The organism is Mycobacterium sp. NTMscope_MAC_269 (assembly GCF_976985695.1).
This window is the reverse complement of the sequence record NZ_OZ335668.1, coordinates 2,215,948-2,237,669: the sequence shown is the minus strand read 5'-3', so window position 1 is coordinate 2,237,669 and position 21,722 is coordinate 2,215,948. Positions and strand designations below refer to the sequence as shown.

The window sequence follows — 21,722 nt, the reverse complement described above, 5'->3', positions numbered from 1 at the left end:
GGGCCGCGGAGCGGTCGGCGGCGGTGCAGCGTTCGCGCGAGCGCATCGCCAACCAAGTCAGGCTGATGCTCGACGCCGCCCTGCGGCTGATTCGGGAAAAGGGCGACAGCTTCACCACCCAGGAGCTGGTCAAAGAGGCCGGCGTCGCGCTGCAGACCTTCTACCGCTATTTCGCCACCAAGGACGAACTGCTGCTGGCGGTGATCGCCGACGCGATGACCGACGCGTGCGGTCGCTGGGCGGAGGCCGCTCGGGACCTGCCCGACCCGGTCGCGCGGCTGCGTTTCTACGTCACGGCGGTCATCGAGGTGCTCGACAGCGAGGGCGGCGACGGCGGCACCGCGAAGTTCGTCGTCTCGACGCACTGGCGGCTGCACCGCATCTTCCCCGACGAGCTCGCCGAGGCCGAGAAGCCGTTCGTGGATCTGCTCCTCGGCGAGATCAACGCGGGCATCGAGGCCGGGCTGCTGGCGCCGGCGGACCCGGAATGGGCCGCGTGGTTCGTCGCCGAACTGGTTCGGTCGGTGTACCACTACTACGCCTACGCACCGCGGCAGGTCGACGTCAAAGAGCAACTGTGGCAGTTCTGCCTGACCGCATTGGGTGGGACGACACGCAAATCGCGCGGTAGCCGATCGAAATAGAGGTACGCCATGCCCCATGCGAAACCCGACGAACTGCCCAGCGGCGGAGGGGGTCGGTGGCCGTTGGCCGGCGACAACTTCCGGTCGGTGCAGTGGGGCGACATGGAGGTCGGCTACACGACCACCGGGCCGCTGGATTGCACGGCGCTCTACCAGGTCGGCGGGCTTCCCGGCGGCGTATGCCCCTGTCCGCATTACGGATTCATCTTCGAAGGGACGATCCGCGCGACCTATCCGAACACCGACTGGCCGGACGAGACGGCGACCGCCGGTGAGGTGTATTTCTTTCCGGCCGGCCACATCCTGATCTACCCCGAACGCACCCGGGCCCTGGAATTGAACCCCGCGTTCGCGCTGCAGCAGTGCATGGACGCGATGCAGCGGGCCGGGCAGTCATGAGGACCTCGCCTGCGACACCGGCCACTGGGCGGAAGGCATATGTCGAATTGCCCACCTTGCAGCGACAACTCAGGCGCGTCCGTGGTTGTCGCTGAGAGGAGGGCGAATGCCCTTGCGCCTCTAGCCAGTGGCGGATGTGACCACCGCGACGCGTCGGGCTACATGCGGGACAGCGCGAACGGATACGTTTGCGTTCCGGGGGCTCCGTCGCAGCCCGCGGCGAACGAGGACTCGAGCGATCCGGCCAGCGTGACGGCGTCCCAGGTGTAGACGTCATGGGTGGGAATCGTTGGGCCGTAGTAGATGTCGCCGCACCGGAGGCCGTCCGGAACGTCGACGGCCAACGTGTACCGCCCGTCGGCCAGGTGCGCGTCGCCGGTGTAGGGGAAGGCCTTGGCCACCGGCCTGGCGAGCGCGTTCACATGCACACACCCGCCGCCGGGGCATGCGGTGATCGCCCACACCCAGGTGTGAAAGTCGTATCGGCCCTCGATCTGAAGGTCGTAGTTGCCGAACGGCATCGCGGCCCGCGCGACGGGGGCGGCGACGACGGCCAGCAACCCGAGGAGCGCCGGAATCTTGCATGCGAACACTTTGAATCCCATGACGCTCCTCATTGTTCGAGTCCCCAATTTTACTTGGACAACGGCGTTTTCGATAGATGGTTGCTGACGTGATCCGCCTGCTGGAGATTTCAATCGGCGCAGGCGTTCCCGAGACCAGCGCCACCCGCCCGCCGTCCGCGTTCGACGACGACCTCCCGGAATTCTCCGAGGACTACACGGAGGTCGAATATCTGCTCGCGGGCACCGCCAATCGCTACACCGGACCCGCGATCGGACCTGCGACGGTAATCAGCGGCGGACACCGCTACGTCACCCGAGTGCTGGCCCGCTACCCGAGCGACCCGGATCGCTTCAGCGGCCGGGTGCTCGTCGAACCGTTCAACACCACCTACGGGGTCGACCGCGACGCGCTGTGGTTGCACGCCGCCAGCCTGCTGCAGGCGCAGGGCGACGCGTGGATCGGCATCACCGAACGCGCCACGTCGGCAACGCAACTCAAAGGCTACGACCCCCGGCGCTACGCCGACGTCGAGATCGGTTCCAACGACCTCGCCTGGGACCTGCTGCGCGCGATCGGGACGGTGCTCAAAGAGGGCGGCGAGCACAGCCCGTTGCGCCACCTGCCGGTCCGGCACGTCTATCTCGGCGGCTACTCCCAAAGCGGCGTCGACACCGCCACTTTCGCGGCGGCGTTCGGCGCGCTCGGCCGCCCCGCCTACGACGGCTTCTTCCCGGCCTGCCACGCCGCGAGCCTGACGCCCCTGGCCGTGGGCGATGGCCTGCCGCGCTTCGAGTACGCTCCGATCCGCGCGGCTGGGGCTCCGGTCGTCGAAATCCAACCCCAAAGCGACGTCGAAGGATTCGACGCGGACGGGTTCGTCAACCCCGGCAGCGCCTCGGTGCGCCGCGAGGACGCCGACGATCCGGGGGACCGCTTCCGGCTCTACGAAATCGCGGGCGCGCCGCACGCCGCAAAGATTCCCGGCTGCGACGGGGACGGGTCGAGCTTTCCGATGTCCGCCTTTGTCCGCGCCGCGCTGCGCAACCTGTTCCGGTGGGCCGAAGACGACATCACGCCACCCAGGGCGCCGCGCATCGCGCTGAGCATTGACGGCCAGGTGGCCGAGGCGGCCGTCGACCGGTTCGGCAACGCGATCGGCGGCGTGCCGTCACCGTTCCTCGACGCGCCGCTCGCGCGCTACGAGGCGCACTCGACACCCGGACCACTGTGCAAGCTCGCCGGCCGCGAGGTGCCCCTGCCTCACGAGGTGCTCGCCGAGCGCTACGGCGACCTGCAGACCTACCTCACCGAATTCACGATCAGCCTCGACGCCACCATCCGGGCCGGCTATCTCGTCGAGCAAGACCGCGCGGAACTGCTGAAAGACCAGACCGCCAAGGCACATACGGCCTTCGCCCGGATGGCCGCGCCGGCATGAGCGTGGCGACCGTGCCCGTGCCGGACACCCTCGAGCAGGCGCTGTCCGCCGAATGGCTCACCGCGGCATTGGGCATCGAGATACGCGACGTGGCACCCGGGCCGGTCGTCGATCGGATCTCCACCAACGCACGATTCACCATTCGAGCCGCCGACGGCCGCTCACGCGGTCTCTGCGTCAAGGGCTACTTCAACGACATCGGCCGGGCCGCCCGCTACGTCGGGGCTCCAGAGGCCTACTTCTATCGCGAGCTGGCGGCCGCCACCGGCGTGCGCACCCTGCACAGCGTCTACGCCGACATCGACCCGCACACCCACCACGGCGTCGTCATCACCGACGACGTTGTGGCGCAGGGCGCGACGTTCCTCGACGGCAACAGCCCGTACACGCCCGACCACACCGCGCAGACCCTCACCGAGTTCGCCCGCCTGCACGCCGCGACCTGGGAATCGCACCGCTGCGCCGAGGTGCCATGGCTGGCGCCGCGGCTGGGGCGCGCCCTGGAGGTGTGGGGGCTACAGACCACCCTCGACATCATCGGCCGCAACCTGAACGGCCCCAACGGGCAGCGGGTTCCCGCCGAGGTGCGCGACCCGCAACGCCTCGTCGACGCCTACCGCGACCTGGTCACGACCGACGCGGGACCCTGGTGCGTGATCCACGGGGACGCCCACGTGGGCAACGTCTTTCTCGACGCGCGCGGCGCCGGATGCCTGGTCGACTGGCAGCTCGTCCAGCGCGGCGGCTGGTACCTCGACGTCGGCTACCACATCGCCTCGACCCTGACCGTCGACGAACGCCGGCGCACCGAGCGAGACCTGTTGCGGCACTACCTCGATGCGCTCGCCTCGCACGGCGTCACGCCGCCGCCCTGGGATGACGCCCGGCGGGCCATCGCTTTCGGCATGGTGCACGGATTCTATCTGTGGGGCATCACCACCAAGGTGCAGCCGGCGATCATCGCCACCCTGCTGCACCGGCTCGGCACCGCGGTGGCCGACCACGAGGCTTTGAGGAGGTAATCAATGGACGCTTTCGAGGGGCTGCGCGTCGTCGAGTTGGCGCAATGGGTCTTCGTCCCGGTGGCCGGCGCGCTGCTGGGCGACTGGGGCGCGGACGTCGTCCGCATCGAACGCCTCGAGGGCGACCCCTACCGGGGGCTGGCGACCCAGGGCATCGGCACCGACCGCGACGGCGTGAATCTGTCGATGGCCCTGGCCAATCGCGGGAAGCGGTCGATCGCCCTGGACCTGCGCCAGGACGCCGGGATGGCCGTGCTGCACGAATTGCTGGCCACCGCGGACGTCTTCCTCACCAGCCTGCGTCCCGGCGCGCTGGCCCGCCTCGGGCTGGACGCCGACACGCTGCGCGCCCGGTACCCGCGTCTGATCTACGCCCGGGGCCACGGCTTCGGGACGCGCGGCCCGGACGCCAACCAGCCCGGCTACGACAGCTCGGCGTTCTGGGCGCGCGGGGGAGTGGGCCACATCCTGACCCCGCCCGAACGCGACTACCCGATCAGCCAGCGCGGCGCGATGGGCGACCGAAACGGCGCCATGGCACTGGCTTTCGGTATCGCCGCCGCGTTGCTCCAGCGTTCGAACACCGGCACCGGCTCCGTCGTCGACGTCTCGCTGTTGGCCACCGCCATGTGGATGCTGTCCTCGGATCTGCTCGCGGTGCTCAACGGCGGCGAGGCCGGACCCGTGGGCGGCCGTGGCCCACAGGTCAACCCGCTCACCGGCAACTACCGAACCAAAGATGGCCGCCACATCCAGCTGATGTTCCTGCAGGGCGACCGCTACTGGGCCGAGTTCTGCCGCCTGGTCGGCCGCGACGACCTGATCGAGGATCCGCGCTTCGCCGACATGGCCGCCCGGCGCGCCAACTGCGCAGCCTGCGTCGAGGAGCTGGACGGCGTGTTCGCCCGCCACACCCTCGCCGAATGGAAGGAGCTGCTGGCCAAGCTCGACGCCCCTTGGGCCCCAGTGCAATCCGTGACCGAGGTGATCGAGGACCCACAGGTGATCGCAAACGGCTACGTGGGGGAGGTGCGGCTCGAGGGTGGACAGGCCTACCGGTTGCCCACCGTGCCCGTGCAACTCGACGAACAGTCGCCACCCATGCGGCGCGCGCCCGAGCACGGCGAGCACACCGAGGCGCTGCTCGCCGAGCTCGGCTACGACTGGGACCGGATCTCCTCGCTGGCCGACCAGGGTGTGATCCCGTGAGCGCACGCCCGCTGCCGGTCCCCGACGAGACCTCGGCGCCGTTCTGGTCGGCCGCGGCCGACCACGTCCTCACCGTGGCGCGCTGCGCGCAATGCGGGCGCTTCAGCATGCCACCCGGTGTGGCGTGCCCCCATTGCCACGCAACCGATCCCGGTTTCGCATTCACCCCGGTCAGCGGGCGCGGCGTCGTCCGATCCTGGACCGTGGTTCGCCAGGCCTTCCTGCCTGGCTTCGACGCGGACCTGCCCTTCGTGCTCGTCGACGTCGAGCTCGCCGAGCAGGCGGAGCTGCGGCTCATCGGTCGCCTGCTCGACGGCCCCAAAGTTCTGGATGCGGAGCTGCACGTCGGCGACGCTGTCACAGTCGGCTTCGAGGACCTCGCACCCGGCGTGGCCGTCCCCGCATTCGAGTTGGCGTGAGCGCCAGATTCGCGGCGAGCAACGAGGTCGCCATCGTCGGCTACGGGCACAGCCAGGTGTGCCGCCGCGCCGACCGACCGCTGGGGGCGCTGGCCCTCGACACCGCCCGCGCCGCCATCGCCGACGCGGGACTGCGCCTCGACCAGATCGACGGATTCGTCAGCTCGAGCCTGCTGCCCAGCGCGGGCGGTCAGGCCGCCGAGAACGGCGTCAGCACGGTGTCCTCGGCCTGGCTCGCCCAAAACCTCGGCGCCGCACCGCGTTACGTCGCCGGGTTCGACGGCATCGGCCAGATCACCGGCTCGGTCGCCATGGCCGTCAACGCCATCGCCACCGGCGCCGCCGGTTATGTGCTGCTGCACCGCGCCTTGCACAACCCCGTCGGCCGCTACCACGCCAACCCGATGCGTGAGGCGCGCGGCCCGTTGCAATGGACGGCGCCGCAAGGCTTTTTCGGGCCGCTGGCGATGATCGCGCTGCCGCACAACGAGTATCTGCAGCGCTTCGGCGCGCGACGGGAGTCGATGGCGGCCGTGGCGGTGGAAGCGCGCAAGAACGGCGCGCGCATCCCCTGGTCGTTCTGGCGCGGTCGCCCGCTGAACACCGACGAATACCTCTCCGCGCCAATGCTCTTCGATCCGGTCTGCCGCTACGACTGCGACATCCCGGTCGACGGCGTGGCCGCGTTCGTGCTCACCTCCGCCGACCGGGCCAACGACCTGCCGCACCCGCCGGTCTACATCGCCGGATACGCCTCCGGCATGCCCGCCCGGCAACGCCTTCCGCTGCACTGGCCGCTGGACGACATCCTCGAGGGCGGCGCGCAGACGGCGCGGCGGCTGTGGGAAAGCGCCGGAATCTGCGGCGCCGACATCGATTTGCCCCAGGTGTACGACGGCTTTTCGCTGTTCGTCTGGCTCTGGCTGGAAGTGCTCGGACTGTGCCCGGCCGGCGAGGCGCACCGCTTCGTCGAGGCCGGCGGCATCGACAGCGACAGCCCGGACGGCATCCCCGCGCTGTCGGGGGGCGGAGCGCTCGGCAACGGGCGCATGCACGGCATCCCGCAAATGCTCGAGTGCTACCTGCAACTGGCCCGGCGCGCCGGGGACCGCCAGCGCCACAACGCAACAACCGGCCTGGCCTGCCATTCCTCGCCCCACTTCGGTGGCGCGGTGGTCTACACCTCCGAGCCATTCTGAGAGTTGCGTTCTCTGAAGCATCAGAATATCGTTCTACTGTTACTGGCGTTTAGGGAGTCGTTGTGACAGTCCCGTCGGAGTCCTGGGTGGAGCGCGCTGTCGACCGGTCGGCGGCCGTGCAGCGCTCCCGCACCCGCATCGCGAACCAGGTGCGGTTGATGCTCGACGCCGCCCGCCGGCTCATCGCAGCGAAGGACGACTTCACCACCCAGGAACTGGTGGCCGAGGCCGGCGTCGCGCTGCAGACCTTCTACCGGTACTTCGCCTCCAAAGACGAACTGCTACTGGCGGTCATCGGCGACGCGATGACCGAGGCCTGCGACCGCTGGGCCAAGGCCGCCGCCGACATGTCAGACCCCATGGATCGCCTGCGTTCCTACATCACCGCGCCGCTGCAGCAATTCCACGGCGACAGCCGGGAAGCGGCAGGCATCCGGTTCATCGTCTCCGCGCACTGGCACCTGCACCGCATCTTCCCGACCGAACTCGCCGAGGCCGAGCAGCCGTTCGTCGACCTGCTGCGCGCCGAGGTCGCGGCCGCCGCCGACAAGGGGTTGCTGCGCCCGCGAAATCCCGATTGGGACACCTGGTTCATCGTCGAGTTGCAGCGCGCGATCTACCACTACTACGCCTATGCGGCCAAGACCGACGAGGACTTGGCGGCCACCGAGGAAAACCTCTGGGAATTCTGCAAAGCCGCGCTCGGAGCGGCACGAGCATGACCGCCGATCGCCAAGGAGGGTGCCAGTGAACGACTTTGACGACCTCGACTTCTTCACCGATCCGACTCTCGTCCCCAACCCACACCCCTACTTCGACCACCTGCGCGCCAAGGGCCCCGTGGTCACCGAGCCCCACCACGGCGTGGTCGCGGTCACCGGCTACGACGAGGCCATGGCGCTCTACAAAGACGTCGACTCGTTCTCCAGCTGCATCGCGGTGGGCGGCCCGTTCCCGCCCCTGCCGTTCGAACCCACCGGCGACGACATCAGCGCGCTGATCGACGAGCACCGCGCGCAGATGCCGCTGCACGAGCACATGGTCACGATGGACCCGCCGGATCACACCCGCGCCCGATCGGTGCTGAGCCGGCTGCTCACGCCGGCACGGCTGAAGGAGAACCAGGACTTCCTGTGGAGCCTGGCCGACCAGCAACTGGACGAATTCGTCGGGCGCGGCGAATGCGAGTTCCTCGACGCGTATTCGAAGCCCTACGCCCTGCTGGCCGTCGCCAACCTGCTCGGGGTGCCCGAAGCAGACCACAAGGAATTCCGCGCCGCACTGGCGAATTCGCACACCGCGGGCAACCTCGACCACGATCCGGCCGCGATCAACCCGCTCGAATTCCTCGACGAGAAATTCAGCTTCTACATCGAAGACCGTCGCCGCGAGCCGCGCGGTGACGTGCTGAGCGATCTCGCCGCCGCGCGGTACCCGGACGGGTCCACACCGGAGGTCGTCGACGTCGTGCGGGCCGCCACGTTCCTGTTCGGGGCCGGCCAGGAAACCACGGCCAAGCTGCTCGGCGCCGCGCTGCAGATCCTGTGCGACAAGCCGGAATTGCAGCAGGCGCTCCGCGACGACCGCAGCCTCATCCCCGCCTTCATCGAGGAGGCGCTGCGGATGGAGGCCCCCGTCAAGACGACGTTCCGGTTGGCGCGCAAGGCAACCCGGGTCGGAGACGTCGACATCGCGGCCGGCACCACGGTCATGCTGTGCCCTGGAGCGATCAACCGCGACCCCGACCGCTTCGAGGAACCGCACGAATTCCGGCTCGACCGCGCCAATGTGCGCGAGCACATCGCGTTCGCGCGCGGCGTGCACAGCTGCCCGGGCGCGCCCCTGGCCCGCGTCGAGGGCCGCGTCTCGCTGGAGCGCATCCTCGACCGGATGGGCGATATCCGGATCAACGAAGCCATCCACGGCCCGGCAGGTGATCGCCGCTACGGTTACGCGCCGACATACATCCTGCGCGGGCTCAACGAACTACACCTGCAATTCACGCCGATCACGTAGGCGGTGACCGAGTGCGGCGGCTGATCTCGATGGCGCTTGCGGCGTTGGTTCTCGCCGGCGGTGTGGCGCCGAGCGCCGCCGCCTCCGGTGACCAGTGGGGGCTCAACGGCACCTACCTGGCGACATCCAATGGCGATTGGGCGAAATCCAACGACATCTACCACAACGAGGCCACCGTGCGGAGCAGGTGGACGATCAGCACCACATGCAGCACGCCGCTGGAATGCACCGGCCGGGTGACCAGCGACCTCGGGTGGAGCGCCGACGTCGGGCTGCACGGCAGCGAATACGTGGTCAAGCGCGACGTTCCCAATTGGGAGCCGTGCCCGAACGGTGCCGCCCGAACGGGCCACCAGATCTACCGCTTCTATCCGGTCGACGAGAAAGGCTGGGTGGCAACCGATTCCAACTCCACGACCCTGGCGGGCGTCGACCAGACGACGGGGGACAGCGGCGCGTGCGGCATCAACAAGGCGCTGGTGATCTCGCTGCCGTTCCGGCTGGACAAAGTGAGCTGAACTAGAGTCGAGGCGTGACCCGCATGCCGCTCGCCGACGCGGACGAGCAACCCGAACACCTCCGCGAGCTCCTCTCCCGTCCCGACACGCTCGACGTGCTGCGGCTGATCGCCAACGCGCCCAACATCTTCGACGGGTGGTCGCTGATGGCCGGCCGGCTCTTCGAGAGCCCGACCTTCAGCCCGCGGATGCGCGAAGTGATCATCCTGCGGGTGGGTTACCTGCAGGACTCGCCCTACGAGCTGGCCCAGCACGTGATCTTCGCCCGCAACGCGGGACTGACCGACCAACAGATCGACGCCCTGCGAGACAAAGCGGACCCGGACGCGGCCGGATTAAGCAGCAGCGAACGCCTGGTCATCGACACCGTCACCGAGCTGTGCACGACCCGCCGCCTGTCCGACGACTCGTTCGCCGCGGCCCACGCCCTGCTCGGCGACGAGGCGCTCACCGAGATGCTGATGATCGTCAGCTGCTACTACGGCCTGGCGCTGGTCCTCAACGCCGTCGACCTCGACATCGACGCCCCCGCATGACCCGCATCCCGTACCGCCGCCCCGAGGACATGCCCGAACTCGCCCGCGAATTGACCGAGCGGCGCGGCAATCTCAACGTCTACCGCGCGCTGGCCAACGCCGAGAAGGTGTTCACCAGTTGGATGGTGGCCGGCGACGCCGCCCTGACCAGCCCGGTGCTCCCGAGAAGGCTGCGCGAACTCATCGTCCTGCGCACCGCGTATCTCATGGATTGCGCATACGAGCTCGGCCAACACAAAGACATCGCACGAACGGTCGGGATCGACCACGACAGCATCGACGCCCTCACCTCCGAATCGGATTGGCAAACCGCCGATTTCGACCCCACCGAGCTAGCCGTGCTGGAGCTGACGACCGAGTTGGTCACCACGCGCCGTGTTGCGGCACCGCTTTTCGCCTCAGTGCACAGGGCCCTGGGTTCGGAGGCCACCATGGAGGCGTTGATGGTCATCAACCGATACGCGGGCCTGGCGCTGATGCTCAACGCGCTCGACGTGGACCTCGACGAGACCGCGCGGCTCCCGGTGCCGCCGACGCGATGAGGCGGCGGTAACCAGCGGTTCCCCCGCCAGGCCGGTTGCGCTTCCCGTAGTGTCCACGGTGTGGTGGTGCGCAAGCAGCCGTCGACCCGCCTGTCGGCCGAGGACTGGCTCGAGGTGGGCTACACCGTGCTCGCCGAAGAGGGTGTGCGCGCACTCAAGGTCGAGCGGCTGTGCCAGCAGGCGGGTGTCACTCGCGGCAGCTTCTACTGGCACTTCGAGGACATCGACCATTACCGGGCGGCGCTTGTCGAATCGTGGAACAAGTTCCTCGAGCGCGACCGGCAGGCGCTGTCCAAGCTCGACGAGCTGCCACCCCGCGAACGGCTGTTGGCCCTGACGCTCACGCTGGTCAGCCCCCAGTACTGGGTGCTCGAGCGGGCGATGCGCGAATGGGCGCGCCTGGACCCGGTCGCCGCCGAGAACATCCGCGCGGCCGACCGGCTCCTGCTGCGCACCGTGATGAACGCCTACTGCGACTACGGGTTCAGCCCCGAGGACGCCAAGCTGCGCGCGGAGTTGACCTTCGCCGCCGGAATCGGACTCCTGCACCTCACCAGCTCGGCCGAGCAGGCCCAATCGCTGTCCCAGCGGGAACGATTCCTGACCGTGATGCTGGGCGAGTCCGCGACCGCCGGCTCAGACCATGGCGATGGGTGAGATCTTCGCGCCAATCGCCAACGCGCCCGCCAACTCTCGGCTCGTGTCGTAGTCGAACACCACATGCCCCGCGGCGATGTCCACATCGCGCTTGGCGCGCTGCAGCGGGCTGGACAAGAAGTGAGCGCTGGCGCCGGCCGCCTCCATGAGATCGGCGATGATCGCCCGGCACTCGTGCACCGTGCGCGCGGCCGCCAGCCGTGCATCGGCGCGCACCGACCGGCTCACCCGCTCGCCGCTGACCACGATCGTCTCGATCTCGTCGGCGGTCGCCGCGATCAACGCCCGCAGTGCGCTCAGCCGTGCCCGCGCATCGCCGAGCCGGATCTGCGCGGCGGGCTGATCCTTTTGCGCCACCCCGCTGTAGGCCAGCACCCGCCCGCCCAGCCGCTGCGCGAACAGCTCGGTCACCCGTTCGGCCGTGCCGAGCACGGGCATCGACGCCGTCAGCGCGAGCGCGGGAACCATCGGCCATCGGTACGTCGGGACCCCGTGCTCACGCGCGCCGGGCGCGGTGCCGCCGTAGATGTCGGCCACGGCGACCAAGCGGTGCTCGGGGACGAAGACGTCGTCGACGACCAGATCATGCGAACCGGTGCCGCGCATGCCGGCCGTGTGCCAGGTGTCGACGACCTCGACCTGGTCGGCGGGCAGCACGACGAGCGCCGGATCGATCCTGTCCGCACGCTCGATCAGCGCGCCGACGATCATCCAGTCGGCGTCCATCGCGCCCGTCGCCCACGACCACCTGCCGGTCACCCGCACGCCGTCGTCGGCCGGGATGCCGCGACCGGTCGGGGCCAGAGGGGCGGGCGCCAGCACCGGTCCCGATGCGAACACCTCCTCCTGGGCGCGCGGATCGAACAACGAGAGCATCCAGTTGTGCAGCGCGTAGAAACCCAGCGTCCAGGCGCTCGAGGCGCAGCCGTGCGCCATCCGTCGAATCGGTTGCAGGAGTTCGGGAAACGAGGCCTGCAGGCCGCCGAACCGCGCCGGCAGCAGCAGCCGGAACAAATCCGTCTGCTTGAAATCGCTCACCGTCGCCGCGGGTAGGCGCCGCAACCGCTCGGCCTCCTCGGCGCGATCGGCCAGCCGCCCAACGAATTCGTCGGTGATGCCGTGCAGGGGACGGCTTTCGACCACGGACATGCCGCCGACCCTAACATACTTTTTAGTATGTAACGGCGACCGGGCGGGTCCCTCGCCGGTTGTTACCATCGCGCGGTGAGTGATCGCCCGGGCGGACTGCGATCCATCGCGCGCCGTGACGTCCTGAAAATCGCCGCGGTCATGCCGGCGCTCCTCGGCGCAGCGGCCGTGCTGCCCGCGCCGCGCGCGGCCGCCGGTGTCGCCGGAATGTCCGTCTTCCTCGACCCCGGCCACAACGCCGTCAACGACGCCTCGATCAACCAGCAGGTGCCCAACGGCCGCGGCGGCACCAAGCCGTGCCAGACCTCGGGCGCCGCCGCCGGCGACGGCTACCCCGAGCACACCTTCACCTGGACGGTGGCGGGGCTGGTCAGCGACGCGCTGAACCAGATGGGCGTTCGCACCCAGCTCTCGCGCGACAGCGACAGCGGTGTCGGCCCGTGCATCGACCAGCGCGCGGCCGCGGCCAACGCCATGCGCCCGGATGCGATCGTGAGCATCCACGCCGACGGGGGACCCCCGTCGGGCAGCGGATTCCACGTCAACTACTCGAACCCGCCGCTGGGTGACGTCCAGGCCGGGCCCGCTGTGCAGCTGGCCCACGCGATGCGGGATGCCTTGGCCCAGTCGGGTTTACCGCCGGCGAACTACATCGGCTCCGACGGCCTGTATGGGCGCGACGACCTGGCCGGGCTGAATCTGGCGCAGTACCCGGCGGTCCTGGTCGAACTCGGCAACATGAAAAACGCGGGCGACGCCGCGCGGATGGAAAGCGTTGACGGCCGGGCGGCATATGCCGTCGCAGTCACCCGGGGGATCGTCGCCTTTCTGAACTCCAGGGCCGGCTGAGTCAGTCGCCGAAGCCCCCACCCGCCGGTGGCGGCGCCGGGGCCGGGGCGCCCATGCCGAGGTGGCTGGAGGCGAAGGCGACGCCTTTGTCGATGATGGAGCCGTCGTCGGCGTAGGTGTTGTGGGCGGCGAAGTTCATGCCGTCGGAGCACACGGGGTCTTCGACGGCGCAGACTTTCAGGGTTTTGTCGGCGTAGGTGGGGCCGATGACGACGGGGGGTTCGCCCAGGAAGTTCATGGCCCGCACGTTGGGCATGCCGAAGAGCACGACCGAGGAGACGTGGTTGGCGACGTCGGGGGCCAGGGGTTTGGGGACGGTGGCCGGGTCGACGCCCTCGGGGACGGCGGCCGAGGTGACAAAGCCCATGACGGCCGCGCCCTGGGAGTAGCCGCCGAGGACCATTTTGGTGTTGGGGCAGTCGTGTGCCATGGAGACGACGTGGGTGCTGGCGTCGCGGATGCCGTCGATGCCGGTGTCCCATTGGTCGGTGGCGGGGTAGTTGACGGGGTAGACGTCAAAGGAGCGGTCGCCGACGCGTTGGTGCAGGGCGTCGACGAAGGCTTGGCCGGTGGGGCCGATGCCCGGCTCTTCGCCGGTGCCGCGGGCGAAGACGACTTGGACGTCGGGGCATGCGGCGGTGGCGGTGGGGATCAGGGAACCGGTCATGGCCGAGGCGGCCATCCCGGATGCGGCGATAACTACTGCTGGACCAACGGAACGAACGATGTGACGCGCAAACATGCCGTCCAAAGTCCCCATGCGAGCCCCTCCCAAACTGTCAATCTGCCGACCATTTCGTGATCGTTTCCTGTATAGCGCGGCGGCGCGGATAGCGACTGCGTCGCCTCCATCGAAGCGAAGCCACTGCGCCGTCGCTGCCGTTAGCGTCGTCTGGCGCTGCCCATCCTAGCCACAGGCCACGTGACGCTCACCGCCGGAGGGCCGGTGACATGGCAACGGGCGAAACGGGTTTCGACGACGTAACCTTCGATTCTATTTCCGTTCAACACCACTCGGTGATGGCGGGCCGCGGCGACGGCCCATGCGCGGGCGGTTTATGCGATCGGGACTTCGGTGCGCTGAATTGGCTTCCGAGTGAGCCGAAATTGCTGAGCGAGCGCACAGGTGTCGGCATGGTCACATACCGACAACGCTCAGGTGCGCTCGGCGTGGCGTCCTACTAAAGTGACATATCTTAAGGAAAGCTTATGATTCGTTAAGTATGGAAACTGGTAGCACGGAGCAAGGCTGTGAAAACGGACCGTTTCGACGCGATCATCGTAGGCGCAGGTTTCGGCGGCATCGGCGCCGCTATTCAGCTCAAGCGCCTCGGATTCGACAACTTCGTCATCCTCGACCGCGAGGATGACCTGGGTGGCACCTGGCATGTCAACCACTACCCGGGCGTGGCCGTCGACATCCCGTCCACCACATACTCGTACTGGTTTGAGCCCAATCCTGAGTGGTCACGGCTGTTCGCGCCGGGCGCGGAGGTCAAACGCTACGCCGAAGGCATCGCCGACAAGTACGACGTGCGCCGCCATATGCGGTTCAACACGACCGTCGAGGGCGCGCAGTGGGATGAGGAAACCGCCGAATGGCGGGTCGGACTGGCCGGCGGCGAGAGTCTGACCTGCCGGTTCCTGATCACCGCGACGGGGTTCCTGTCCCAGCCGCACATGCCGGACATCCCCGGCATCGCCGGCTTCGAAGGCAAGGTGGTGCACACCACCGCGTGGGACCACGACTACAGCTATGAGGGGCGCCGCATCGCGGTCATCGGCACCGGGGCGTCGGCGGTGCAGGTCATTCCCGAGTTGGCCAAAGAGGCCGGGGACCTGACCGTCTACCAGCGCACCGCGGCGCACATCCTGCCCAAGCCCGATTTCCCGTTCTCTCCGAGCGTGCAACGCATGTTTGCCCGGCTGCCCGTGCTGCAACGTGCGCTGCGCTGGGTGACCGACATTGTCATGGAGCTCATCCTGGTCATCGGTGCGCTGAAATTCGTGCAGACCCGGGGGCGGGGGAATATCGCCTTCGCCGACCTGGCCAAGATCAACCGGTTCAGAACTCTCCGGGACAAGGACCTGCGCGCCAAGTTGACACCAGACTACGACTGCGGCTGCAAGCGGCCCACCATGTCCAACGAGTTCTACCGCGCTTTCACCAAGCCGCATGTGCACTTGGAGACCAACACAATCGAGCGCATCGAGGCCGACGGCATCGTCACGGCGGACGGGCGTAAGACCGTCATCGACACCCTGGTGCTAGCGACCGGTTTTGACCTGTGGGAAGCCAATTTCCCGGCCATCGAGGTCATCGGCCGCAAGGGACGCAACCTCGGAAAGTGGTGGCGGGAGACCAAGTTTCAGGCCTACCAGGGCGTGTCGATTCCCTACTTCCCCAACTACTTGGGCCTGGCCAGTCCGTTTGCCTTCTCCGGGTTCTCGTTCTTCCACACCATCGAATACCAGATGCGGCACATCGACCGGCTTTTGGGCGAGGTCAAGCGTCGCCGCGCGACAACGTTCGAGGTGACCGAGGAAGCTAATAACCGTTTCCGCGAACGGATGAGCGAACTGTTGGAAACCTCGGTGTTCAACAAGGGCGACTGTGCGACGTCGCGGTCTTACTATTTCAATCCCAGCGGTGAGGCGACCTTGCTGCGGCCGACGTCCACACTCAACGCGGTGCGCGAAGGCCGGTCCTTCCCGCTCAGCGACTACGTGATCGCCTAGCGCCTCAGCGGTGCGCGGACCCGGTCAACGGTTGCCCGTTGGCGGACTGCAGCAAGCAGATGACGGTGCTCGGGGTGGGGTTGGCGCCGGTGCGGTCCTGGTTCGAGTCGATCAGATAGGTGATCGAAAACCGGCCGCCGTCAACGGGTTGCCCGGTGTACGGGGCGAATCCGGCGGCGCAATCCCGGCTGGCGACGGTGGCAATGGCGGTGTCGACGGCCATCGGGGCCCGCAGATACACCTCGGCCAAATGCGCTGTCGCGCAGTCGACCACGGTGACGTCGACACGGCTCCCGTCGGCCGGTGGCAGGTCGGCGACGCACTGACCGGCCCGCAGGTCGATCCATTTCTCCGTGTGCGAGCCCGGTGGTAACGGGGCGGCGGTGGCGGTGGGAATCAGCACGGCCGTGACGGCAAGGACGCCCACCGGGTGAAGGCGTGAAATTCGCATCGCGGCCTCCCTTGCTCTTAGGGGTGGAGTTTAGGAGGTGTTCGTCAGCGCGGGGTCCGGTTTTCCCGAAGACATCGACAGGAACCCGCGAACGCAGCGCGCGGCCAGCCACCAGTTCGCCGGCCTCCTCATGTCCAGCCCGCCCAGGAGTTGTTTGACCATGGTCAGGCTGTCGAAGTAGATGCGTTCGCAGACAAGGGTTTCCGTGTTATCGAAGACGAAGTAGGCGGTCATGCGGACGCGGAACCGGCTGCCCGTCGGCGGAACCTTGCCCAGGTAGCCGCGGTGGGTGCCCATCAGCCAGAATTCGACGATCACCGCGTCGGCGCTGTGCCGCAGCGCGATGATCTCGTGGTCCTGGTCGGGAAACGCCGTACGGGTGTCGGTGTAGTAACCGCGCACCGCCGCGTCGCCGTCGTGCACGAGCATCTGGGGGATCAACTCGTAGCGAGGATGCGGGAAGGTCGACAAGACGTCGTCCCAGTCCTGGCGCACCTCGTCGTGAAAATGGTCGAGCACGAGTTTCTGGCGGGCGGCCAGCACCTCGGCAGGCGGAAACGCGGGGATGCTCACCTCGTCAGCGTAATCCCGGGTTCTCCGGCGAGCAGACGCAGAATCGCACGGCGGCAGGCGATATCGTGCGATTCTCTGTCTGCTCGCGAGAAGACGTGAGGTGACCTAGCGCGGGGGAGTCCAGGCGACCGGCAGGGTCTTGATGCCGTGGATGAACTGCGACAGCAGCCGCGCGGGCTCGTCGGTCGCCACGATATCGGGTATCTCGCGGCGCAATTCGTCGAAGACCACCCGGATTTCGCGACGAGCCAGGTTGGCGCCCAGGCAGAAATGCGCGCCTCCGCCGCCGAACCCGAAATGCGGATTGGGGGTGCGCGCGACGTCGAAGACCCAGGGATTGTCGAACGTCGACTCGTCGCGATTGGCCGAGTTGTACCACAGCGTGGCCTTGTCGCCGGCCTTCATCTTGGTGCCGGACAGCTTGAAGTCCCGGGTCAGCGTGCGGCGCATGTAGATCACCGGGGACGCCCACCGCACGATCTCCTCGACGGCGGTGGGCGCCAGGCGGTCGAAATTGGACCACCACTTGTGCCGCTCGGCTTGATAGCGCGACAGCGCCAGCACGCCATGGCTGATCGCGTTGCGCGTCGTCTCGTTGCCGGCCACGACCAGCAGGATGAAGAACGACGCGATCTCGGTCGAGGTGAGCCGTTCCCCGTCGACCTCGGCCTCCACCAGGCTGGTGGTCAGGTCGTCGTGGTGGTTGGAGCGCCGGTCCTCGGCCAGCGCGCTGGCGTAGGCGCCGATGTCCATCGACACCTGCAGGAACTCCCCGAAATCCGTGGCCAGGTCCGGGTCGCCGAACCCGAGAATCACGTTGGTCCAGTGGAAGATTCGCTGATGGTCCTCCTCGGGGATGCCCATCATGTCGCAGATGACCTGCAGCGGCAGTGGACCGGCGAGCTCGCTGACGAGTTCGGCCTCCCCGTCGGGATGGTTGGCGATCAGCGAGGCGACCAACCGGCGGGCCCGCTCGCGGACCGAAGCCTCGATGCGCGCCACCACTTTCGGGGTGAACGCGCGGCTGACGATCGAGCGCAGCCGCTGGTGTCGGGGATCGTCGAGCACGATCATCGAGCCGAAGTATTCGCTGATCTCCGGGGTGTTGTCGTTGATCGTGATGTTGGGGCTCGAGCTGAAGATGTCCGGGTGACGGCTCGCGAAATAGACGTCGTCGTGCTTGGTCAGCGCCCAGTGCCCGTCGCCCGGTTCGAAGCCCTCGTACTCGATCGCCGGCCAGAACGAGATCGGCGCCTCGCGGCGCAGGGTCGCGAACGTGCCGTCGCGGACGTCGTCGTCGAGCGCCCAGAAGTCCAGCGACTCAAGGTGGATGTCGGCCAGCGGAATCTCCGGCGGCGCCGTCCCGTTCGTCCGCGCCGCCAGGCCTTTCTTCGGACCCGTCTTGAGGCTCACCTAGACCTCCTCCTGTCGTGCGGGGGACCGCTCGGTCAGTGGGTGCAGACCGTTCGTGCGGGCGTGCCGACGGTGGCCGTCGCCGCGCTGACCACGTTGCCGTCGACCAAGATCTTGCAGGAGATGGGGCCCGGCCCCTGCGCACTGATCGTGAACACTTCCCCGCCGAACCCGGTGAACTGCGTCGACCACGGCAGCGGCGCGTTGACCTGATGCAGCTGACCGGTGTCGGTTTGGTAGTAGATGAATTCGGCGACCGCGGGCCCGTTGACCTCGTAGCGGATCTGCGGCATCTGGGGCAGGGCGTTGGCCGCGCCGCAGGCATTCACGAATCCGAAACCGACGGCCAACAGGATCGCAGGTCCGGTGAGGTGCTTCGTCATGAATTGCATCGTGTCACCACGGGCGACGGTAGGGAAGCTTAATGTGAAGTTCCGAGCGGGGGCCGGTGGCATCGAAAGGCGGCGGTACGGCATGGCAGGACACGGCTCGAAGCGCGTGGTGGTGTTTGGCACTGGCTTCGTCGGCAAGATGGTGATCCCCGAGATCGTCAAACACCCGATGTTCGAGTTGGTGGGCGTCGGTGTCAGTAACCCGAACAAGGTCGGCCGCGACGTCGGCGAGATCTGCGGAATGGGCGAGAAGGTGGGCGTTCTCGCGACCGACGACATCGACGCCCTGATCGCGTTGAAGCCCGACGCGCTGGTGCATTACGGCCCGACGGCCATGCACGCCAAGGAGAACATTCTGCTGATCACCCGCTTCCTGCGGGCCGGCATCGACGTGTGCTCGACGGCGATGACCCCGTGGGTGTGGCCGACGATGCACCTGAACCCGCCGAACTGGATCGAACCGATCACCGAGGCCTGCGAACTCGGCGAGTCGTCGTGCTTCACCACCGGCATCGACCCCGGATTCGCCAACGACCTCTTTCCGATGACGCTGATGGGCCTGTGCTCCGACATCCGCCGGGTGCGCGCGTCGGAACTGCTCGATTACACCAACTACGAGGGTGATTACGAATTCGAGATGGGCATCGGTCGCGAGCCCGAATTCACGCCGATGCTGCAGGACCGCGACATGCTGATCTTCGCGTGGGGCGCCACCGTCCCGATGATCGCCCACGCCGCCGGCATCATGCTCGACGAGATCACCACCACCTGGGACAAGTGGGTGACACCGACGGAGCGCAACTCCGCGCGGGGCGTCATCAAACCCGGCCACGTCGCCGCCGTCCGGTTCACCATCAACGGCGTCTACCAGGGCGAGACCCGCATCCAGCTCGAGCACGTCAACCGGATCGGGCTCGACGCCGCCCCGGACTGGCCGACCGGCCACGACAACGACGTCTACCGCGTGGACATCGAGGGCACCCCGAGCATCTTCCAGGAGACCGCGTTCCGGTTCACCGACGGCTCGGGCAGGGACGCGGCCGCGGCCGGCTGCCTGGCGACCGGGCTGCGGGCGCTCAATGCCGTGCCGGCGGTCAACGACCTGCGGCCGGGCTGGGTCACCCCGCTCGACCTGCCGCTCATCGCCGGCGCGGGCAACATTCGCTGACCGACACACAGCGGCCACATAGCTGCCGCCGACACGCGATACAGGATTTCGCGGCACAATGGCGGCGAGTTGGTGCTGCGAACACGGGGATCGGACTATGGCCAATGGAGCTGGGACCGCACTGGGCTTGTCGATCGGCGTCACCAACCTGGCGGCCGCGACCTCCGATAACGCCATCACCCGCAAACCCGTCCTGACGCTGTACCCGGATCGGCCCGCCGAGATCGGCCTCCCCGCCGAAAACCCGAGACTGCAGGGGCCGGGCGTGGTGCTCACCGGCTTCGTGAACCGCGTCGGCGACCCGCGCGGAACCGTGGCCCCCGACGGCTCGGTGCACCGCAGCGAGGTCCTGCTCGCCGACGGGCTACGGGCGCTGGCCTACGCCGCGACCGGCGGGCGCCCGCTGCCCGACGACGTCGCGGTGACCTATCCGGCCCATTGGGAGTCGCCGGCGGTCGAGGCGCTGGGCGCCGCCCTGGGCGAAATCCCCGAATGGTCGGGGCGCGCCCGCCCGATCCTGTTGATTCCCGACGCCGCCGCGACGCTGCTCGCCGTGCGGGCCAACCCGGGCATACCGTCGCGCGGGACCGTCGCGGTGTGCGACTTCGGCGGCAGCGGCACCAACATCACGCTGATGGACGCCGACGGCGACTACCGGGCGCTGGCGCCGACCGTGCGGCACCGCGACTTCTCCGGCGACCTGATCGACCAGGCGCTGCTGGGTGTCGTGGTGGCCAACATGCCGACCACCGGCGCATTCCCCACGGGCACGGCGGCCATCGGCTCACTGAGCCGGCTGCGCAGCGGGTGCCGGATCGCCAAGGAACAGCTGTCCTCGAGCACCACGACGACGCTGACCAACGGGCTGACCGGGGCGCGCGGCGAGCTGCGGGTCGCTCGGCACGAACTCGACGACGCGATCCGCCCGGCGCTGACCGGATTCATCGAACGGCTGGATGAAACGGTGGCGCGCAACGGAATCCGCGACCTCGTCGCGGTGGTTTCGGTGGGCGGCGGGGCCAACCTGCCAGCCGTCACCACCACGCTGGCGCGTCATTTTCGCGTCCCGGTCGCCACCACGCCGCGGCCCCAGCTCACCGCGGCCGTCGGCGCCGCACTGCGGGTGGCGCGCGGCGCCGATGATGCGACGTCTGCCGCGCCCGCCGCACCCTCGGCTGATCTGACTGCCAGGGCGGCGAGGCCGGATCGCACCGCGACCGCCCAGGTGCCGCCCGCGAATCCAGCGTCGATGCCGATCCGGGCTTGGTCGGCCACGGCGCACCAGTCGCGCCTCACACCGGCCGCCGATGCGGACGCGCCCACCACCCGCATCGACGCGCCCGCCGTACGGCGCAAGGGGTTGTTCGCGCGGTGGCGCCTGCTGCCGGCGGCCGCGGTCCTCATCACCGCGGCGGCGGTGCTGCTGGTGGGCACCGCGCTGACGGTCGGGCTGAACTCACCGGACCAATCGGCGACGACGCCCGCGCCCGCCGTGACCACGACGCCGTCCGCGCCGGCGCCCCCGAGCGCAACCGCCGAACCCGGGCCCGTGGATGTTCCGGTGCCGTCGACCTCCGATACCAACCCACCGGCCGGGACCGAGACCCCGATGACCACGACGCCGCGGGCCACTCCCCAGGCGGCCCCGCCCGCACATCCGATAGCACCGCATCGGGCCGCGGTCCCGCCGATTCCATCGATCCCCGGACTGAACGAACCCATCCCCGGGCTCGACCGGGTCAACCAGATCATTCAGGACATCCAGGGCGGCCTGGGCATCAACGCCCTGGGGCCATTGCCCACCCGCTGAATCCTGAACGGG

The 21,722-nt window shown here is 68.4% G+C and carries 25 protein-coding genes; 18 read left to right on the top strand and 7 right to left on the bottom strand.

Annotated features, from left to right (window positions below; translation table 11 throughout):
• Positions 1-23 precede the first annotated feature (23 nt).
• Both ACZ50Z_RS10535 and ACZ50Z_RS10530 read left to right on the top strand, forming a co-directional pair.
• A complete protein-coding gene (locus ACZ50Z_RS10535) occupies positions 24-644 on the top strand; it encodes a TetR/AcrR family transcriptional regulator (protein ID WP_464486174.1) in 621 nt (206 codons plus the stop codon).
• 102 nt (positions 645-746) lie between these two features.
• Positions 747-1,043, top strand: a complete 297-nt coding sequence (locus tag ACZ50Z_RS10530) for a cupin domain-containing protein (RefSeq protein ID WP_464486173.1) — start codon at positions 747-749, stop codon at positions 1,041-1,043.
• Between the two features lie 158 nt (positions 1,044-1,201).
• Here ACZ50Z_RS10530 and ACZ50Z_RS10525 read toward each other — a convergent pair whose 3' ends face one another.
• On the bottom strand, positions 1,202-1,564 hold the full coding sequence (locus ACZ50Z_RS10525) for a hypothetical protein (protein ID WP_464486172.1): 363 nt from the start codon (positions 1,562-1,564) through the stop codon (positions 1,202-1,204).
• Positions 1,565-1,704: 140 nt separating this feature from the next.
• Here ACZ50Z_RS10525 and ACZ50Z_RS10520 point away from each other — a divergent pair, with 140 nt between their 5' ends.
• The 11 genes from ACZ50Z_RS10520 (at position 1,705) to ACZ50Z_RS10470 (ending at position 11,166) form a co-directional block, all read left to right on the top strand.
• Positions 1,705-3,048 (top strand): alpha/beta hydrolase domain-containing protein, encoded by a 1,344-nt coding sequence (locus ACZ50Z_RS10520; protein ID WP_464483495.1) that lies wholly within the window; start codon positions 1,705-1,707, stop codon positions 3,046-3,048.
• Positions 3,045-4,070 (top strand): phosphotransferase, encoded by a 1,026-nt coding sequence (locus ACZ50Z_RS10515; protein ID WP_464483494.1) that lies wholly within the window; start codon positions 3,045-3,047, stop codon positions 4,068-4,070. Before ACZ50Z_RS10520 ends, ACZ50Z_RS10515 begins: the two co-directional genes overlap by 4 nt.
• Before the next feature lie 3 nt (positions 4,071-4,073).
• Positions 4,074-5,279, top strand: a complete 1,206-nt coding sequence (locus ACZ50Z_RS10510) for a CaiB/BaiF CoA transferase family protein (RefSeq protein ID WP_464483493.1) — start codon at positions 4,074-4,076, stop codon at positions 5,277-5,279.
• Positions 5,276-5,698: a Zn-ribbon domain-containing OB-fold protein gene (locus ACZ50Z_RS10505; protein ID WP_464483492.1), complete on the top strand. Its 423-nt coding sequence runs from the start codon at positions 5,276-5,278 to the stop codon at positions 5,696-5,698. The genes ACZ50Z_RS10510 and ACZ50Z_RS10505 overlap by 4 nt, the downstream gene beginning before the upstream one ends.
• Complete coding sequence (locus ACZ50Z_RS10500) at positions 5,695-6,897, top strand: thiolase family protein (RefSeq protein WP_464483491.1); 1,203 nt, start codon at positions 5,695-5,697, stop codon at positions 6,895-6,897. Before ACZ50Z_RS10505 ends, ACZ50Z_RS10500 begins: the two co-directional genes overlap by 4 nt.
• Before the next feature lie 116 nt (positions 6,898-7,013).
• On the top strand, positions 7,014-7,619 hold the full coding sequence (locus tag ACZ50Z_RS10495) for a TetR/AcrR family transcriptional regulator (RefSeq protein WP_464486171.1): 606 nt from the start codon (positions 7,014-7,016) through the stop codon (positions 7,617-7,619).
• Positions 7,620-7,644: 25 nt separating this feature from the next.
• Complete coding sequence (locus tag ACZ50Z_RS10490) at positions 7,645-8,913, top strand: cytochrome P450 (protein WP_464483490.1); 1,269 nt, start codon at positions 7,645-7,647, stop codon at positions 8,911-8,913.
• Positions 8,914-8,924: 11 nt separating this feature from the next.
• On the top strand, positions 8,925-9,431 hold the full coding sequence (locus ACZ50Z_RS10485; RefSeq protein WP_464483489.1) for an Rv2253/PknI dimerization domain-containing protein: 507 nt from the start codon (positions 8,925-8,927) through the stop codon (positions 9,429-9,431).
• 14 nt (positions 9,432-9,445) lie between these two features.
• Positions 9,446-9,967 (top strand): carboxymuconolactone decarboxylase family protein, encoded by a 522-nt coding sequence (locus tag ACZ50Z_RS10480; RefSeq protein WP_464483488.1) that lies wholly within the window; start codon positions 9,446-9,448, stop codon positions 9,965-9,967.
• A complete protein-coding gene (locus ACZ50Z_RS10475) occupies positions 9,964-10,509 on the top strand; it encodes a carboxymuconolactone decarboxylase family protein (protein WP_464483487.1) in 546 nt (181 codons plus the stop codon). Before ACZ50Z_RS10480 ends, ACZ50Z_RS10475 begins: the two co-directional genes overlap by 4 nt.
• Before the next feature lie 114 nt (positions 10,510-10,623).
• On the top strand, positions 10,624-11,166 hold the full coding sequence (locus tag ACZ50Z_RS10470) for a TetR/AcrR family transcriptional regulator (RefSeq protein WP_464486170.1): 543 nt from the start codon (positions 10,624-10,626) through the stop codon (positions 11,164-11,166).
• On the opposite strand, the gene ACZ50Z_RS10465 is transcribed toward ACZ50Z_RS10470, so the two are convergent.
• The gene (locus ACZ50Z_RS10465; RefSeq protein WP_464483486.1) at positions 11,146-12,315 is read right to left on the bottom strand and encodes an acyl-CoA dehydrogenase family protein; all 1,170 of its coding nucleotides are present in this window, start codon (positions 12,313-12,315) and stop codon (positions 11,146-11,148) included. The two genes, ACZ50Z_RS10470 and ACZ50Z_RS10465, sit on opposite strands and share 21 nt — an antisense overlap.
• A 75-nt stretch (positions 12,316-12,390) precedes the next feature.
• On the opposite strand from ACZ50Z_RS10465, the gene ACZ50Z_RS10460 reads away from it, so the two are divergent.
• The gene (locus tag ACZ50Z_RS10460; RefSeq protein WP_464483485.1) at positions 12,391-13,164 is read left to right on the top strand and encodes an Rv3717 family N-acetylmuramoyl-L-alanine amidase; all 774 of its coding nucleotides are present in this window, start codon (positions 12,391-12,393) and stop codon (positions 13,162-13,164) included.
• 1 nt (position 13,165) lies between these two features.
• Here the strand turns inward: ACZ50Z_RS10460 and ACZ50Z_RS10455 are convergent, their stop codons facing one another.
• Positions 13,166-13,924 (bottom strand): cutinase family protein, encoded by a 759-nt coding sequence (locus ACZ50Z_RS10455; RefSeq protein ID WP_464483484.1) that lies wholly within the window; start codon positions 13,922-13,924, stop codon positions 13,166-13,168.
• Positions 13,925-14,115: 191 nt separating this feature from the next.
• Here ACZ50Z_RS10455 and ACZ50Z_RS10450 point away from each other — a divergent pair, with 191 nt between their 5' ends.
• Both ACZ50Z_RS10450 and ACZ50Z_RS10445 read left to right on the top strand, forming a co-directional pair.
• The gene (locus ACZ50Z_RS10450; protein ID WP_464483483.1) at positions 14,116-14,349 is read left to right on the top strand and encodes a hypothetical protein; all 234 of its coding nucleotides are present in this window, start codon (positions 14,116-14,118) and stop codon (positions 14,347-14,349) included.
• A 66-nt stretch (positions 14,350-14,415) separates the two neighbouring features.
• The gene (locus ACZ50Z_RS10445) at positions 14,416-15,903 is read left to right on the top strand and encodes a flavin-containing monooxygenase (RefSeq protein WP_464483482.1); all 1,488 of its coding nucleotides are present in this window, start codon (positions 14,416-14,418) and stop codon (positions 15,901-15,903) included.
• Between the two features lie 4 nt (positions 15,904-15,907).
• Here the strand turns inward: ACZ50Z_RS10445 and ACZ50Z_RS10440 are convergent, their stop codons facing one another.
• From ACZ50Z_RS10440 to ACZ50Z_RS10425, 4 genes are all read right to left on the bottom strand, one after another.
• Positions 15,908-16,354 (bottom strand): hypothetical protein, encoded by a 447-nt coding sequence (locus tag ACZ50Z_RS10440; protein WP_464483481.1) that lies wholly within the window; start codon positions 16,352-16,354, stop codon positions 15,908-15,910.
• Positions 16,355-16,384: 30 nt separating this feature from the next.
• Complete coding sequence (locus ACZ50Z_RS10435; RefSeq protein WP_464483480.1) at positions 16,385-16,927, bottom strand: ester cyclase; 543 nt, start codon at positions 16,925-16,927, stop codon at positions 16,385-16,387.
• 105 nt (positions 16,928-17,032) lie between these two features.
• Positions 17,033-18,340 carry a cytochrome P450 gene (locus ACZ50Z_RS10430; protein WP_464483479.1) on the bottom strand — a complete coding sequence of 436 codons (1,308 nt, stop codon included), beginning with the start codon at positions 18,338-18,340 and terminating at the stop codon, positions 17,033-17,035.
• A 35-nt stretch (positions 18,341-18,375) separates the two neighbouring features.
• Positions 18,376-18,723 carry an MmpS family transport accessory protein gene (locus tag ACZ50Z_RS10425; protein WP_464483478.1) on the bottom strand — a complete coding sequence of 116 codons (348 nt, stop codon included), beginning with the start codon at positions 18,721-18,723 and terminating at the stop codon, positions 18,376-18,378.
• A gap of 91 nt (positions 18,724-18,814) precedes the next feature.
• On the opposite strand from ACZ50Z_RS10425, the gene ACZ50Z_RS10420 reads away from it, so the two are divergent.
• Together ACZ50Z_RS10420 and ACZ50Z_RS10415 are read left to right on the top strand one after the other, a co-directional pair.
• Positions 18,815-19,900, top strand: coding sequence for an NAD(P)H-dependent amine dehydrogenase family protein (locus tag ACZ50Z_RS10420; RefSeq protein ID WP_464483477.1), 1,086 nt, complete (start codon positions 18,815-18,817; stop codon positions 19,898-19,900).
• A 97-nt stretch (positions 19,901-19,997) separates the two neighbouring features.
• The gene (locus tag ACZ50Z_RS10415; RefSeq protein ID WP_464483476.1) at positions 19,998-21,710 is read left to right on the top strand and encodes an Hsp70 family protein; all 1,713 of its coding nucleotides are present in this window, start codon (positions 19,998-20,000) and stop codon (positions 21,708-21,710) included.
• The last annotated feature ends 12 nt before the right edge of the window (positions 21,711-21,722 follow it).